Annotated in this window: 15 protein-coding genes; 5 read left to right on the top strand and 10 right to left on the bottom strand. The window is 37.0% G+C overall.

All coding sequences use genetic code 11. The annotated features are described in order from the left end of the window. Positions 1 to 146 precede the first annotated feature (146 nt). From mnmG to K2F26_RS04745, 4 genes are all read right to left on the bottom strand, one after another. Entirely contained in the window at positions 147 to 2,084 is a 1,938-nt protein-coding gene (gene mnmG, locus K2F26_RS04760; RefSeq protein WP_220610552.1) for a tRNA uridine-5-carboxymethylaminomethyl(34) synthesis enzyme MnmG, read from the bottom strand. Between the two features lie 479 nt (positions 2,085 to 2,563). Then, complete coding sequence (locus K2F26_RS04755; RefSeq protein ID WP_220610551.1) at positions 2,564 to 3,223, bottom strand: type II restriction-modification system restriction endonuclease; 660 nt, start codon at positions 3,221 to 3,223, stop codon at positions 2,564 to 2,566. A gap of 16 nt (positions 3,224 to 3,239) precedes the next feature. Further along, positions 3,240 to 3,506, bottom strand: a complete 267-nt coding sequence (locus K2F26_RS04750) for a DNA cytosine methyltransferase (protein WP_246605591.1) — start codon at positions 3,504 to 3,506, stop codon at positions 3,240 to 3,242. Positions 3,507 to 3,605: 99 nt separating this feature from the next. After that, positions 3,606 to 4,412, bottom strand: a complete 807-nt coding sequence (locus K2F26_RS04745; RefSeq protein WP_220610550.1) for a DNA cytosine methyltransferase — start codon at positions 4,410 to 4,412, stop codon at positions 3,606 to 3,608. 325 nt (positions 4,413 to 4,737) lie between these two features. On the opposite strand from K2F26_RS04745, the gene K2F26_RS04740 reads away from it, so the two are divergent. Next, positions 4,738 to 5,565 carry a D-alanyl-D-alanine carboxypeptidase family protein gene (locus K2F26_RS04740; RefSeq protein WP_220610549.1) on the top strand — a complete coding sequence of 276 codons (828 nt, stop codon included), beginning with the start codon at positions 4,738 to 4,740 and terminating at the stop codon, positions 5,563 to 5,565. A gap of 149 nt (positions 5,566 to 5,714) precedes the next feature. Here K2F26_RS04740 and K2F26_RS04735 read toward each other — a convergent pair whose 3' ends face one another. Continuing rightward, a complete protein-coding gene (locus K2F26_RS04735; protein ID WP_220610548.1) occupies positions 5,715 to 5,909 on the bottom strand; it encodes a type II toxin-antitoxin system HicB family antitoxin in 195 nt (64 codons plus the stop codon). 372 nt (positions 5,910 to 6,281) lie between these two features. On the opposite strand from K2F26_RS04735, the gene K2F26_RS04730 reads away from it, so the two are divergent. Further along, positions 6,282 to 6,857, top strand: coding sequence for a TIGR04376 family protein (locus K2F26_RS04730; RefSeq protein ID WP_220610547.1), 576 nt, complete (start codon positions 6,282 to 6,284; stop codon positions 6,855 to 6,857). Between the two features lie 301 nt (positions 6,858 to 7,158). On the opposite strand, the gene K2F26_RS04725 is transcribed toward K2F26_RS04730, so the two are convergent. Together K2F26_RS04725 and acsF are read right to left on the bottom strand one after the other, a co-directional pair. After that, positions 7,159 to 8,628 carry a collagen-like protein gene (locus K2F26_RS04725; RefSeq protein ID WP_220610546.1) on the bottom strand — a complete coding sequence of 490 codons (1,470 nt, stop codon included), beginning with the start codon at positions 8,626 to 8,628 and terminating at the stop codon, positions 7,159 to 7,161. Positions 8,629 to 8,947: 319 nt separating this feature from the next. Further along, positions 8,948 to 10,024, bottom strand: a complete 1,077-nt coding sequence (gene acsF, locus K2F26_RS04720) for a magnesium-protoporphyrin IX monomethyl ester (oxidative) cyclase (protein ID WP_220610545.1) — start codon at positions 10,022 to 10,024, stop codon at positions 8,948 to 8,950. A gap of 269 nt (positions 10,025 to 10,293) precedes the next feature. On the opposite strand from acsF, the gene K2F26_RS04715 reads away from it, so the two are divergent. Then, positions 10,294 to 10,788 carry a TM2 domain-containing protein gene (locus K2F26_RS04715; protein WP_220610544.1) on the top strand — a complete coding sequence of 165 codons (495 nt, stop codon included), beginning with the start codon at positions 10,294 to 10,296 and terminating at the stop codon, positions 10,786 to 10,788. Positions 10,789 to 10,843: 55 nt separating this feature from the next. On the opposite strand, the gene K2F26_RS04710 is transcribed toward K2F26_RS04715, so the two are convergent. After that, on the bottom strand, positions 10,844 to 11,299 hold the full coding sequence (locus tag K2F26_RS04710; protein WP_194056557.1) for a DUF2996 domain-containing protein: 456 nt from the start codon (positions 11,297 to 11,299) through the stop codon (positions 10,844 to 10,846). Positions 11,300 to 11,415: 116 nt separating this feature from the next. On the opposite strand from K2F26_RS04710, the gene K2F26_RS04705 reads away from it, so the two are divergent. Continuing rightward, positions 11,416 to 11,775, top strand: a complete 360-nt coding sequence (locus K2F26_RS04705; RefSeq protein ID WP_220610543.1) for a hypothetical protein — start codon at positions 11,416 to 11,418, stop codon at positions 11,773 to 11,775. 215 nt (positions 11,776 to 11,990) lie between these two features. Further along, positions 11,991 to 12,980, top strand: coding sequence for an adenosine kinase (locus K2F26_RS04700; protein ID WP_220610542.1), 990 nt, complete (start codon positions 11,991 to 11,993; stop codon positions 12,978 to 12,980). Positions 12,981 to 13,184: 204 nt separating this feature from the next. On the opposite strand, the gene K2F26_RS04695 is transcribed toward K2F26_RS04700, so the two are convergent. Continuing rightward, the gene (locus tag K2F26_RS04695; protein ID WP_220610541.1) at positions 13,185 to 13,460 is read right to left on the bottom strand and encodes a MoaD/ThiS family protein; all 276 of its coding nucleotides are present in this window, start codon (positions 13,458 to 13,460) and stop codon (positions 13,185 to 13,187) included. Between the two features lie 106 nt (positions 13,461 to 13,566). After that, on the bottom strand, positions 13,567 to 14,871 hold the full coding sequence (gene thrC / locus K2F26_RS04690) for a threonine synthase (RefSeq protein ID WP_220610540.1): 1,305 nt from the start codon (positions 14,869 to 14,871) through the stop codon (positions 13,567 to 13,569). Positions 14,872 to 15,028: the final 157 nt, after the last annotated feature.

The following is a 15,028-nucleotide window of genomic DNA, read 5'->3' as shown; positions in this document are numbered from 1 at the left end:
CACCACTAACCTTAATTTGGCAGTAATTTGGCAGTAATTTGGCAGTGGTATTAAATTCTACTGTGATTTAGAAATGATTCAGAATTTTACTTCAAAAATCTATGTAGTCCATCATACTAATCCCCCACCCTATACTATACCCATCCTTAATGAATTTTTGTATCTGCTAATAAGGAAAACTCATTCTGGTCCTTGTTTTTACGGATTTCTAAATAAATTAACAGAGCATTGATATCCGCAGGATTAACACCACCAATTCTTGCTGCTTGCCCAATTGTCAAAGGTTTTACTTTCGCCAGCTTTTCTCTGGCTTCTTTGGAAAGAGTATCAATTCCTACATAATCCAAATCTGCTGGCAATGTTCGATTGGCTTGACGAGCTATTTGCTCAATTTGGTTTTGCTGTCTGGCTAAATATCCCGCATATTTAATGTCTATTTCTGCCCCTTCTTTTTCTGCTTGGTTGAGACTGGTGTTACTTAGTGCGTATCTTTCTAAATCAATATAGTGTATTCCCGGACGACGCAACAAGTCAGCCAGGGTGATTGAACCTTTGATCGCTTGTTGAGTTTCTTGGGCGATCGCCTTCCCTATGTCTTCATGTTCTTTAATTCTCGTCGAATGCAATCTTTCTTTTTCGGCTATAATTTGCTCTTGCTTTCTCGTAAATAAATCCCACCGTCTGTCATCAATTAAACCAATTTCCCGTCCTAACGGTGTCATCCGTTGATCGGCATTATCTGAACGCAGCAATAAACGATACTCTGAACGACTCGTAAGCATACGGTAAGGTTCACGCAAATCCTTGGTACACAGGTCATCAACTAAAGTCCCAATGTAACTTTGCTCACGGGAGAAAATAATCATTTCCTGATTTCGCACAAACCGCGCCGCATTGACACCCGCTACTAAACCCTGTGCAGCAGCTTCTTCATAACCGGTAGTACCGTTAATTTGTCCAGCACAGAATAACCCTTCAACTTTTTTAGTCATCAATGTGGGATAACACTGAGTTGCGGGTAAATAATCGTACTCTACAGCATAGGCAGGACGCAACATAAAGCAGTTTTCCAAACCGGGAAGACTTCTTAACATCAGGATTTGCAGATTTTCTGGTAACCCCGTAGAAAATCCTTGGATGTATAATTCTGGTATATCCCGTCCTTCTGGTTCAATGAAGATTTGATGACTTTCTTTATCGGCAAAGCGGACTATTTTATCTTCAATACTCGGACAATAACGGGGACCCTTAGCATCAACCCAACCACCATAAACCGGTGATAGGTGTAAGTTTTCTTGGATTAATCTGTGGGTTTCTTTAGTGGTTCTTGTCATGTGACAGGGGATTTGTTCCCGTTCTACCCACGCTGTGGGGTCAAAACTAAACCAGCGAACTTCTTCATCCCCTGGTTGCAGTTCCATTTTCGAGTAGTCAACGGAACGCTTATCAACTCTTGCAGGTGTACCTGTTTTTAATCTGCCGGTTTCAAAACCCAAGCGGTTAAGGGTTTCCGTTAAACCCACGGCCGCAAATTCTCCTGCGCGGCCAGCTTCCATAGACTTGTTACCGACCCAAATTCTTCCACCTAAAAACGTACCAGTGGTTAAAATTACGGCTTTACATTCAAAAGCAACACCAAAATAAGTTTCAACGCCTATAATTTGATCATTTTTTCCTAAGATTAAATCTGTAACCATGCCTTCACGAATTGTCAAATTTTCTTGATTTTCGACAATTCCTTTCATGACTGCTGCATATTCGCGTTTATCGGTTTGCGCCCGTAACGCCCACACTGCTGGACCTCTAGAAGAGTTGAGGATGCGTTTTTGTAAATAGGTGCGATCGGCGATTTTCCCTATTTCCCCACCTAAAGCGTCTACTTCGTGGGTAAGTTGGGACTTAGCTGGTCCACCAACTGCGGGGTTACAAGGTTGCCAAGCAATTTTATCTAAGTTAAGGGTTAACAGCAGAGTGCGACAACCAAGACGGGCGGTAGCTAAAGCTGCTTCACAACCGGAGTGACCTGCACCGACTACAATCACATCATAAGCGTCTTGAAATTCTACGGTATTGGGCATGGTCATAAGTAGTTAGGAATTAAAAGTTAAAAGTTAAAAAAGTTAGTTACTGTGGGTATTTTAGCGTATATTTGGTTAATTGTCAGAATCAGGATGTCCAGGATTTCAGGATTTACAGGATGTTTGCCTACTTCCTTTCTACTCCAAGATTTTTCATGTTTTTTTCTCTGTGTTCTCTGCGTCCTCTGCGATTCGTTATTAAAAAATTTAAAAATTGTAAACCCACAACTGTATTCGGTAGTTGTGGGCTTTATTTTAGATAGGTTTTTATTAAAAACCCATCTATAAATTTTCTTGTTAATGTTATTTGACAGGCGCAGGGTATTTCAACCTTGCCATAACTTCCCATGCAGTTCGGTATACCTTATCATACTTTATATCTATAATAGCACGGGAGCATCACAATTTTGCAAAAATGCAGAATCAGTATTTAAAAAAAATCCTCTTCTTTTTTCTTACCTTCGTGTCCTTAGTTTTATTGCCATTTATGGTAATAGATTTTCTATCCCTGTTGTTGTTCTGGTTGTAGAAACTTGAATCACTCTACTATATTGCAGTCGCCATTGTAAAGCATTAGAAATAGTCAGATAACCCATTTCTGGACGTTCACGCAAAATTCTTTCTGCTAGTGCTTCTCTACCAATTTCATCTAATGGAAAATTCCGCTCTTCTAAAAAAGCTATCACATCATCTTTATTACCATTACGGCGTAAAATTTCTTGTAAGCCATAAGTTGTCTGATAATCCCCAGTACGCTTTTTATCTACAAAAACAACATTTTGAAAGTTTAAATTAGCAGTGCAAGAAGTATGATCATCAAATTTTTCATAAGCAAATATTAACAAATGATAACCCAGTCCATAAACTTTCTGACTGGCATTTCTAAATGGACATGAAGACTGTGGTTGCCGAATTGATATTACTTTTAAATCAACTTCTAAACTAGGAAAATCAATTCCTAATGCGGCACTACCAAGAGTGTAATTATATCTGTTAGATAAGTATTGATTAAAGGTAGACTCTACATAAGTTCCCACAGCTTTACCATCTGTAACTCCATACAGATTTTTAATTGCTGTTGTACTTAGTCCTAAACAAAAGTTACTTGCTGCCGTTTTTAAAGAATCAAGTGTTAATAATTCCATACTTGCTAATGATCAATTAAATAGCTAAACTTAATTGTTGAGAAGTGGATTGAGCAAATTCAATATTTTTTCTACCAATTCTCTTACATACCCATTCTACACAAACAGGAACAATCGCATTACCAAATAAAGCATACTGATCATAAATTCTTGCCTCTCTACACCAATCATCAGGAAAACCCATCAATCTAGCATATTCAATATTAGTTAAACGCCGAAATTTATCACCTACTTTATAACGTTCATAGTGTCTTGATGTGGAAGCGGTTAATGTTGATGCAATGCCATTAATTCCAAATATTGTATAACCTAATCTTGAACCACCTTCCTGATTATATAATATTTCTACACCCTGACAATAACGATTAACAAACTTACTTTTTTAAATTCGTTCTAAGGTATCCTGTGTAAAGTCAAAACTATGATTCACTATTGCTTCATCTTGCAGAATATCTTTCAGTTTTTTTCTGGGTTTTATATCTGTTAACATAGATAGATTTCTAGTAAACATCTTATTTTTATAGGCAATACCCCAATTACCATTCTTGCCTTTGTTTGCAGTTATAGGTAACATATATTTTTCTATTAATGATTCTATATCATCTAAATAAATTAAATCTTCTTGGTTTAACAAAACAGATTTATTTGCTAAGACATGAGAATTTATATCTGGTAAATCTAGCTTAGTTCCAAAAATAAAAATTCTTTCTCGATTTTGGGGAATACCAAAACTGATAGGACTAATAATTCTCCATTCAATCAAATAATCTAACTCTGATAGCGCATTTAATATAACTCGGAAATGAGAGCCATTTTCCATTGTTACCAGTCTTTTGACATTTTCTAAAAAGAAATATTGTGGTTTTTTGGCATCTATAATTTCTACAATGCGTTCAAATAAAGTACCTCTAACACTATCTCTAATACCAAGTTTTTTACCAGCAGGGCTAAATGGTTGACAAGGGAAACCAGCAGTTAAAAGATTATGGTTAGGTATATCTGATAAAGAAATATCTTTAATATCACCTAAAACAATTGAGTCTTTACCAAAGTTGCTTTTGTAAACTTTACAACTTAATTCATTTATATCATTTGCCCATATAGTTTCTATATTGGCATATTCTAAACCCAGTCGAAACCCACCAATACCAGCAAATAATTCTATGGCTGTCAATTCTTGTGTTTTCATTTATACGGCACAAATGATTTATGAGTAGGGTTTTTCACACCTTATTATATATTATATTTGACATTTTTTAAGTAAAATTTGGTATATATAGCGTTTCCCAGTCTCATGAGGTACACCCTAACTTATTTACTGTTCCCTGTTCCCTTTTCCCTGTTCCCTAAGACTAAACAACTCTGTACCTCACTAGCTTGGTAAATGCTATATCTTTAATATGTGTTCTATTAAATAATATAGAATCAAAAAATACACATCTTCCCACATTTCAAACATTTCTATAATTTTGTTATATGATTAAATCGCAGTTATTCCCATAATTGGATTTTCAATGAAACGTCAATCTAAACTCAAACGCCGCTTCAGAAAACTAACATTTATTTCTATCATTATCTTCCTATTTTTTACCCTAGTTGGCAGCAGTAATATTAACTACTATCAGCAAATTCAACATACTGTAATGAGAAATAACATCAATAAAACAGCATCTACAAATACACCATTTATTCCCGATCCAGAATTAGATGATCAACAACGTTTTTTAGATACAATTACACATCAAATACCAAATACTCCTCAACCTAATACCTATGAATATATATTACTTCGTGCCTATGGTACGGTATTTATTAATCAAAATCCAGAAATTAAATTACCATCAAAAGTCATTTTAAACAACGAAGAAGAAACCCTAAATTTTCAGGATAATTTACAATTAACCCTAGTGGAAGGTACACAAGAATGTTACTTACAAAAAGTAGCCGCAGATGCTTTTAATCAAGCCAGAAATATTATAGATATACCTTTAAAATCAGGATATTCTGGTGATTGTACACGCAGTTATGCTACTAATTTACGATTTTGGCGAAAATACACTAACAATCAAACTTTAGAAAGAGTAAAACAAGGAAGAGAAACTACAATTCTTGGTGTAGTTGCACCACCAGGAACTTCACAACATTTGTGGGGTTTAGCACTGGATTTAAGTGTATCAAATTCTGCCCAAAGAGAAGCATTAAAGCAAAATGGTTGGTTTCAGACAGTAGAAAATGATGTTCCGCACTGGACATATTTAGGTTGGGATGAAGAGAGTTTGCGGAAGTTTGGTTTACAGGAGATAACTGTGAGAGGTATTACCTATTGGGTGACACCAATCTAGGTAATTGAATGTGATTTATATCAATTTTCATTGAGCTTGCACAGAATTGAAAATCTTAAAATTCAGATATAGCAATAGTTTGGAGTTGTCTTAATTATGTGCAGCTTCAAAGTAAAATGATATTAAAATAGAAAATACAATTAAAATTATTACTGCACATCTATATAATAAAATTCGGCATTTTTAGCAACTTCATCAAATCCTTGTAAGTAGTCTTTAATGACATCTTTGATTTTTTCCAGTGCTTCTTGTTCTGTATCACCTACAGTCCAGCATCCGGGTAATGCAGGACACCAAATAGCATAAACTTGATCTATTTTGTTCAACTTGACTTGATAGCGCATATCCTACATTTTATGGTAACTGCTATACTCCTAATTCTATAATCTTTATTAAGTTTAAAAGGAATCCTGTGATACTGTACTAGCGAAAACTGTCATTAAAATAGGATAAAAGTGTAAAACTAATCTTCAGCATTCAGCCGTCAGCAATCAGCAGTCAGCAAGACCCTGAAACCATCAATAATAGGTTGTAAATTGCTCTTATTAACAATGGTGTAATTTGACAAACCGAGAGGATATTTGTTATTAAATTAATCTCTCTCTAGAGAATAGCTGATTACTGATAGCTGAAAGCTGAAAGCTTTTGTAAATGCCACTGTAGATAATAATTATTACAATAAGATAATCACACCACTTTAATTTGGAGTTATCACAGTGGGTTTATTTGATGATTTAAGTCGGTTTTTAGAAGCTCGGTTAGAAGAATTTTTGCGAAATAACCCCCATTTGGAGTTAGAAATGCTGTCAGAACAGCTACGAGAGCAAGAAGAGGATACACTAAAATTGATTGCAGATTTACAACTACAGGAAAAGCGATCGCAAGATGAAATACTAGAAACAGCACAAGAAATACAACGTTGGCATATCCGCGTACAAAAAGCCAAGGCCGCAGGTAGAGAAGATTTAGCCATACCAGCGCAAGCAAGAGAAGATGCACTTTTGCGGGAAGGAAATCAAAAATGGGGACAAATGCAAGGTTTAAAAGAACGCATTACCCAATCTCAAGAATTACTACGCAAAATTCAACAGCGTCGTCAAGAAGTGCAAGCCAAAGCAGCAGAAGCACAAAAAGCAAGAGCAAAAGATCAAAACCAGCAGCGTTTAGAAAGCAATGCTTGGCAAACTCCAGCTAGTAGTTATTATAGCAAGTTTGACGACTTAGAAGAACAGTTTCGTCGTTGGGAAACTCAAGACGAGTTAGAACAAATGAAGCGAAATATGGGTAAATAATTGTCAGGAGTCAGGAGTCAGGAGTTATTAATTTTGGATTTTGGATTTTGGATTTTGGATTGTTTTTATTATCTCCAATCTAAAATCTAAAATCTAAAATCTAAAATTTTCCTCCCTGTTCCCTGGGGAGCATCCCAAATGTGTAAGTTTATTTTTATCTAACAATAAAAAATTACCCCTCGCTTAATATGATTGAACCGCAAAGGACGCAAAGGACACAAAGGTAAGAGAGTTGAGCGATAGTTTTTGAGGTGGACAGGTTTATTTTTTCAAAATTGGGATTTTAAGACATTTAATTAATTCAGCGAATTGTACTTTGCCATCTTAAAGTTTGTTGTGCAGAACGTCCACCTAAAGAACGTATTACAGTTAATTCAATATCTACATCTGTACCTGAACTCAGAGCATCATTAGGTATTCTCAATTTCCCTAAATCGAGAATAAAACGATTGTATTCACGAGTCACTAAATTAGCAGGAATTTCCCCTTCATAAAAAGTTTGGAAATCAAAAGCACCAGAAAAACTATCTTTTGCCCGATATTTTATTTTAAATTGAGTGTTAATTAAATCAGACCTTCCTGCTAAATCTACTATTTTCAAATTTAGATTTTTACCTGAACCAGAAAACTCGGAAACTGCTAAATTTGTAACTTCTTTTTCAGGAATGGCATAGTTAACAGTGTACTCAGTTAATTGACCCTGAATTTTGGCATTACCGTCAACCCACATATTTTCTAGAAAGTCAATTTCTATTTGTTGATTATCATTTAAAGTCAGGGTGACATTTTGATCAGCAAAGTTCGCTATGGGCTTTTTTTCTTGCCAAATTAATTTAAAAGTTCCTTCTAAACGCCGATCAAATTCTCGATATTCATCAGCAATAACAGAACCAGTAGCTAATAAAGAAACTGCACCTTGACGCTGTAACCATTTATTTTTGGAAAGGTTAAATTGTTGAGTTGCTAATTCAGAAATTGCTACTTTACGAGTTGGTGTATCATCTCTTAATGGTTCTTTGCTATTAATGATGGTTAAAGTTCCTAAACTTCCACGTTTACCATCCCGGCCATCATTCCCATCACTCCCATCGCTACCGTCATAACAACGATAAACTGTATTAGTACATTTATGGTCAGGACTACCGGGAGTTCCTTTGCAAGTTTTTACTTCCCAACTGCGACGACGACAGTTACAACCGTTTGTACCTTGACCACCACGGCCACCACGTCCACTTTCTCCTCCAGTAGAACGGACAAAAATTTTCTTTAAATCTGCCAAGTTGCTGTAATAAACTGTGAGAGAACCACCATTTCCCCCATTTCCACCTTTACCACCAGTACCACCATTACCACCATCAGGGGCGTGAATATTTCTGTTAACGTTTTCTCTGTAGTCTCTACCACATCTGGGACGAGAAGCATTTTCTCCATCTTCCCCATCTTCGCCGTTTGTGCCTGAGAGGTCAAGATTTATGGGTGTACTTTCAGGTGAAATGGTTATTGTTTGGTTTTGTCCACTCCTTCCATCTCTACCCCCACGGCCATTACTTCCGCTGTATCCATCTTGATCATAATATTTGCGATATCGTTCTCGATCTGAGTCATGATCGCGATCGCTAATTTTACCGCTAATTTTATTAGTAATTTTATATTCTCCTTTAGCTAGGTTTTCTGCACAAATATCTACAGCGATCGCAGGTGAAAAGTTATAACTATTTAATAAGCAAAAAGATAGTAATATTGGCAGTCTTTGACTAAAATTGTTGAGCATGATGATTATACCTAAACCTTCAATTAAGATACAATTGCTGACGCTTATTTTCTAGATTTGCTCCCTAAATATACTTAATCATATTCCAATAATCATAAAAAAAAGTGGCTTTGTTGTGTACAAAACCACTATTATTTTGATGAAATTTAATCTCGTTCCCAGTCTCAGACTGGGAATGCTATTAAAGAGGCTCTGCCTCTGGTATTGTTGAAGGCAGAGCCTTCTATAATTCATTCCCATACAGAGTATGGGAACGAGAAAACGAGAAATTCCCATACAGAGTATGGGAACGAGAGAACATCCAGAAAATTAAGTACAATTATCTAACTTGACCATGAGCAGAAACCGCATCAATGGGTTTCATCAGGTACAAGTTCAATAACTGCCAACCATGAGAAATGTAAATAGGCAGTTTTTGGAAGAATTGCAGGAATTTAGGAGTATTAGAGTTGGAAATTGCGCTCAATTTTTCGTTATTCTTGACACAAACATCCAAACGCTCGTAAAACTTGGGATTATCCACATCTAACATGACGGGGAAGACACGGCCAGCAGTTTCATTAGTCTTCTTAATCACATAAATGTCATATTCCCGTGCATCTAAACCGATAGCAGCATAAAAATCTTTACGCTGAATATCATTAAGATACATGGTAGCAAATACTGACAACAGGAAGAAGCGACTCCAAAGTTTAGCCTTCCAGTCATTGAGCATTTGGGGTTGCGCTCTCATGATGGCATCAAAGAAGTCACCATGACGGTTTTCATCCTGACACCAATTTTCAAAGAAGCGAAAAATTGGGTAAATTCTATCTTCAGGATGTTGCTCTAAATGACGATAAATGGTGATATAGCGCCAATAACCAATCTTTTCAGAAAGGTAGGTAGCGTAGAAGATGAATTTGGGCTTAAAGAAAGTATAATTGCGGCTCTTGGTCAAAAACCCTAAATCTAAGGATAGATTAAAGTCTGACATTGCCTTGTTTAAAAACCCAGCGTGACGGGCTTCATCCCGTGACATCAAGTTAAAGCATTCAGCCAATACAGGGCTTTTATCTTTCAAGCGGCGGCCGAGTTCTTTGTAAAGTAAAAAGCCGGAAAACTCCGCAGTACAGGAACGTTCCAGAAATTCAATGAACAACTGGCGAGTTTCCCCATCAATATGGTCCCAGGATTGTTCAAATTCGGCATCCCGGACAAAGTGATGGCGGTTATAGTCAACGCGAAATTCTTCAAGGATGGCTTTTAACTCGTCTTCGTTGACGGAGATATCCATCCGCGCCATTTCATCAAAATCGGTTGTGTAAAACCGGGGTGTTAAAAGGGTTTCTTTAGAGGGTACTTTCACCCCAGGACGCATTTCTTCAAAGCCTGGTTTTTTTAGGGAATCTACCATGTTTGCTTGCAGTGAGTGTCTTTCTTAATTTTGAACTAAGGACAATAATGACATTTGTATGAAATCCAGTGTACCAAGGTCTAGGCATGAAAAGGGAAATAAATCATTAAGAGTTGCAACAAATCTTTAGCTATTGCGGAATCAGAAGTTGAAAATTGGTAGTTAGTTGGGATCACTGATGCCAGCCTGGACTTTACTTGTTAAGTTATTATGATTATTAATTAGCTTAAATAAATAAATCAGTAGATAATAGGAAGGTTACACATAATATGAATACACAAAATAATCCTCATAAAGACCGACTTGTTGCCTCTTACATTCTGTGTGCGGCTGGTTTTTTGGGTATTGGCGGCTTGCACCGCTTGTACAATGGCAAAATTGGCACTGGTTTATTATGGTTGTGTACTGGTGGTTTATTATATATAGGTCAGTTAGTGGATTTACTGCTGATTCCCGGCATGGTAGATGAATATGAGCAAAATTTGCGACTAAAAGCAGGTTTGTCACCGCTGGGTTTACCAGTAAATCAACCTATTGTTAACTCTCAAGTTTACCGTCCTACTGGCAACCAATTGATGGTACAATTGCTAGAAGCCGCAGAAAGCAAAGGTGGTAGTTTAACTGTGACTCAAGGTGTCAAAGCTACTGGTGCTAGTTTTGAGGAAGTGGAAAAAGTCCTCAAAGAAATGCTGAAATCAGGTTATGTGCGAATAGACAACGACCCCATCACTGGAGCCGTTACCTACCACTTTCATGAATTGTAGCACCAAAAGGCACTGATACAACACCAATTATCAATTGTCAATTCTCAATTGATAATTAATTTCTACCTAGCCATTTTTGACCGTTTAAACGGTAAACTAGGCGAGATACCAATAAATCAAGGGTAATTTTGCGTTCATCTATTAAGAAAGATTCCAAGGTACTGGGTTTTTTACCTTCGTTACAGGAAAAACCCTTTTTACCTTGAATGTCTGCATCGGGGAAATAGACGTTAAACTGTTTTTGTCCGTTTTGCCAAGAACCAATAATTTGCCAGCATTCTTCCGCTGAGTCAAAGCCAATAATAGGATACTTCTGCTTGGCAAAACTTAGCTGTGCATCAGGTACTCCTTCATTTGCGATCGCCTTTTGCAAAGCTGGTAAATAATGTTGCTGCATAAACTCTTCAAACGGTTTATCTTCTACCGCAGGAGGTTTTTCTTTTTTGGCCGCAGGTTTAGCAGCAGCGGGTTTTTCGGTTTCTGCTTGATTTTTATTGGTTTCTTCTGCCATTGCTCAGGTCAATCCTTTATCTAACTGTGCTATAGTCAGTCATTCCTATTTTTACATATCATGTTCTTGGGGTTGGTGATTGGGGAAGAAGTGATTGGGAATCCAAAGGATAAATTATGCAATTAAGTATTTTAAACAACTCTTTGCAAATAGAATTTACTTTCACAGAAAAACTTATAGCGGTTCGCTTTCATAAACTTTGGCAAATACCCCTAAATCATATTATCTCTGTCACGACAAACATACCACCAAAAACACTGAAAGATTTACGCGCCCCTGGTACTTTTGTACCGGGATTAATTAAAGCCGGAACTTATTATACAGACAGAGGTAAGGAATTTTGGTATGTGACAAGAAAAAATAATTTTGGTCAGGTTTTAAACATGGATTTAATTAATGAAACCTATCAGAAAATAGTTTTAAATAATATCGAAAATCATCAAGAATGGCAACAACAACTAACTCAACGCAAATGAATATATAGCAGGAGTCAGAAGTCAGGAGGAGGTTTGAAAATTTCTTTGAGTAATATCATGTCTGCCCAATCACTTACGATATAGCTGTTTCATTATCGTATTGCCTTTTCCAAATTACCAATTACCAATTACCAATTACCAGCCTCAACAGATATAATAAGTGTTCAACCAGATATGATATAAGATAACAAACAATAATTTGTGAGGAGCTAAAAATGGGTAGGAAATATGATGTTTATGGTGTGGGTAATGCCTTGGTAGATATAGAATATGAAGTATCTCCAGAGTTGCTAGAAAAGCTCAACATTGATAAAGGTGTAATGACACTACTAGATGAAGATAGTCAAAATCTTATGTTAGAAAATCTCAAACATCTTCATTGTCATAAAAGTTGTGGAGGTTCAGCAGCAAACACAATAGTGGCTATTAGTCAACTAGGAGGAAAAACTTTTTATTCCTGTAAAGTTGCTAATGATGAATTTGGAGAGTTTTACATTCAAGATTTACTGAATTGTCAGGTAGATACTAACTTAAAAAATGCTGATTTGCAATCAGGAATTACAGGTAAATGTTTAGTATTAGTTACTCCTGATGCTGATCGTACCATGAATACATTTTTGGGAATTACAGGAGAATTTTCGAGTCAAGAATTAGTTCCAGAGGCGATCGCAGATTCAGAATATTTATATATCGAAGGTTATTTAGTCACATCTCCCACAGGTAAAGCAGCAGCTATTCAAGCTAGAGATATCGCTAAAAATGCCGGAGTTAAAACCACCATGTCCCTATCTGATTACAACATGGTAAAATTTTTCAAAGATGGTTTATTAGATATCATCGGACCTGGTTTAGATTTCATTTTTGCTAACGAAAGTGAAGCGTTAGGTTTAGCAGAAACAGAAGATTTTCAGGTAGCTGTAGATAAACTGAAAATTCTCAGCCAGAAATTTGCTATTACTCGCGGTTCTAAAGGTTCAGTAGTATTTGATGGGGAAAAATTAATTGAAATCTCCGCACCTCAAGTTCATGCTGTGGATACAGTGGGTGCAGGTGATATGTATGCAGGAGCTTTTCTTTATGGTATCACCCACGGAATGAGTTATGAAGCAGGAGGAAAATTAGCATCTACCGCAGCTTCTCAAGTAGTCACAACCTACGGACCAAGATTAAAAAGTGAGGATTTAAAGGCACTATTGACAGCTTAGTATTTTGCTGCAAAATTAATCTTGGTTTTTTTGATTAATTAACCTTTTTTTGTACTTGTAGGGTGTGTCAGAATTTCATATCTGACGCACCTTTATTTTCTTCGTGTTGTTGAGATTTTTTGGGATTTATTAACCGCAAAGTTCGCAAAGTACACAAAGGAAGATAATCAGTTATTTTGTGGCGGAAAATTATCAGTCAGTAGCTTAACCACCTGCAACAGCAGGAACTATACTCACTTCATCACCATCTTTGAGAGGTGTTGCTGTATTATCTAAAAAGCGGATATCTTCGCTGTTGACATAAAAATTCAAAAATCTGCGGGGTTTGCCTGCTTCATCACATATTACTGATTTAATACCAGGACAAGCTTTTTCTAAAGAGTCAATTAATTCAGCAATAGTGCTACCGCTACAGGCAAGAGTAGCTTGGTTATTTGTATGTTTTTGCAGAGCAGTGGGAACTAAAACTGTTACGGCCATAGTTTCAAAGTTTATTTTTTAGTTTTCAATTGAGAGTTACAAGGAGTTCAGCATTTGCTAAACCCCTAAAGATCAGTGGTTAATTCTAATTTACCAATCACATCGACTAAACCAGAACTTGTTGCCATTCTAGGCGATCAAGTGTACGGGATCTTTCTAACGCCCGTTCAAAACTATCAAGTTTAGCATCAATAGTCAAAGGTTCACCAACATAACCTTGTACCGCTTCTTGGGTTTTCAAACCGTTGCCAGTGATGTACACAACTGTAGTTTCATCTGGATCAATTTTACCAGCTTCTACTAATTTTTTCAGCACGGCGATGGTTGTACCACCTGCGGTTTCGGTGAAGATACCTTCGGTTTCTGCTAACAGTTTGATACCTTCGATAATTTCTGCATCATTAACTGATTCAATATTACCGCCTGTTTTTTGGGCGATTTCTACAGCATACACCCCATCCGCTGGGTTGCCAATGGCAATAGATTTAGCAATTGTATTCGGTTTTACTGGTTGGATAAAGTCGCGTCCTTCTTTGAAGGCTGTAGCAATGGGAGAACAACCTTCTGCTTGTGCGCCACTAAAGCGAACTTTTTTACCTTCGACTAAACCAACTTCAGTAAATTCTTGAAAACCTTTGTAAATCTTGGTGAACAATGAACCAGAAGCTAAAGGTGCAACTATATGATCTGGTAGTTCCCAGCCTAGTTGTTCTGCAACTTCAAAACCTAATGTTTTAGAACCTTCGGAATAATAAGGACGAAGATTAATATTGACAAATCCCCAACCATGTGTATTAGCAACTTCTGAGCAAAGGCGGTTTACTTGATCGTAGTTGCCTTTGACTGCCATTAAGGTGGGGCTGTAAATTAAACTACCTAAGACTTTACCAGCTTCTAAGTCAGAAGGAATGAATACACAGCAATCTAAACCAGCATGGGCAGCGATCGCAGCGGTTGAATTTGCCAAGTTGCCGGTACTAGCACAGGAAACAGTTGTAAAACCTAATTCTCTAGCTCTGCTCAGTGCTACAGACACCACCCGATCCTTAAAGCTCAGGGTGGGCATATTTACGGCATCATTTTTAATATAAAGTTTATTTAGACCCAGGCGACGGGCAAGACGATGAGAACGCAATAAGGGAGTCATCCCTGTTCCCACATCTATATAGTTGTCGGTAGCAACGGGTAAAAACTCACGATAACGCCAAATGGAATTAGGACCAGCTTCAATAGTTTCTCGACTGACAGACTGACGCAAAACATCATAGTCATATTTAACTTCCAATGGACCGAAACACAACTCACAAACATGAGTAGCTTGGAGTTCGTATTCTGCACCACATTCTTTACACTTGAGTGCTTTCAATATGGAAGTGTTGGCTTTGTTTAAGTTTGCGATGGCCTGAGTCATAAACTAGCTTTCCCCGTATATCCGTCAACTTTGAAAAAGATACTAACACGACCCAAAATACTCGTCAAACATACCCGACAAAAATAGTCGGGATTTGTGATTGGTGACTGGTGACTGGTGACTGGGTTAACCTCCCTTTCTTCCCCTGCTTCCCCTG

The sequence above is a fragment of the Sphaerospermopsis torques-reginae ITEP-024 genome, assembly GCF_019598945.1.
Classification (GTDB): domain Bacteria; phylum Cyanobacteriota; class Cyanobacteriia; order Cyanobacteriales; family Nostocaceae; genus Sphaerospermopsis.
This window is presented reverse-complemented; position numbering and strand designations above follow the sequence as displayed.

Bases quoted from the DNA above. Each gene is read 5' to 3' on its own strand.
- K2F26_RS04710 (WP_194056557.1), bottom strand. From the start codon at position 11,299: ATGGCAGAAGAAACCAATAAAAATCAAGCAGAAACCGAAAAACCCGCT.
- K2F26_RS04705 (WP_220610543.1), top strand. From the start codon at position 11,416: ATGCAATTAAGTATTTTAAACAACTCTTTGCAAATAGAATTTACTTTC.
- mnmG (WP_220610552.1), bottom strand. From the start codon at position 2,084: ATGACCATGCCCAATACCGTAGAATTTCAAGACGCTTATGATGTGATT.
- K2F26_RS04695 (WP_220610541.1), bottom strand. From the start codon at position 13,460: ATGGCCGTAACAGTTTTAGTTCCCACTGCTCTGCAAAAACATACAAAT.
- K2F26_RS04700 (WP_220610542.1), top strand. From the start codon at position 11,991: ATGGGTAGGAAATATGATGTTTATGGTGTGGGTAATGCCTTGGTAGAT.
- K2F26_RS04755 (WP_220610551.1), bottom strand. From the start codon at position 3,223: ATGGAATTATTAACACTTGATTCTTTAAAAACGGCAGCAAGTAACTTT.
- K2F26_RS04735 (WP_220610548.1), bottom strand. From the start codon at position 5,909: ATGCGCTATCAAGTCAAGTTGAACAAAATAGATCAAGTTTATGCTATT.
- K2F26_RS04715 (WP_220610544.1), top strand. From the start codon at position 10,294: ATGAATACACAAAATAATCCTCATAAAGACCGACTTGTTGCCTCTTAC.
- K2F26_RS04745 (WP_220610550.1), bottom strand. From the start codon at position 4,412: ATGAAAACACAAGAATTGACAGCCATAGAATTATTTGCTGGTATTGGT.
- K2F26_RS04725 (WP_220610546.1), bottom strand. From the start codon at position 8,628: ATGCTCAACAATTTTAGTCAAAGACTGCCAATATTACTATCTTTTTGC.
- K2F26_RS04740 (WP_220610549.1), top strand. From the start codon at position 4,738: ATGAAACGTCAATCTAAACTCAAACGCCGCTTCAGAAAACTAACATTT.
- acsF (WP_220610545.1), bottom strand. From the start codon at position 10,024: ATGGTAGATTCCCTAAAAAAACCAGGCTTTGAAGAAATGCGTCCTGGG.
- thrC (WP_220610540.1), bottom strand. From the start codon at position 14,871: ATGACTCAGGCCATCGCAAACTTAAACAAAGCCAACACTTCCATATTG.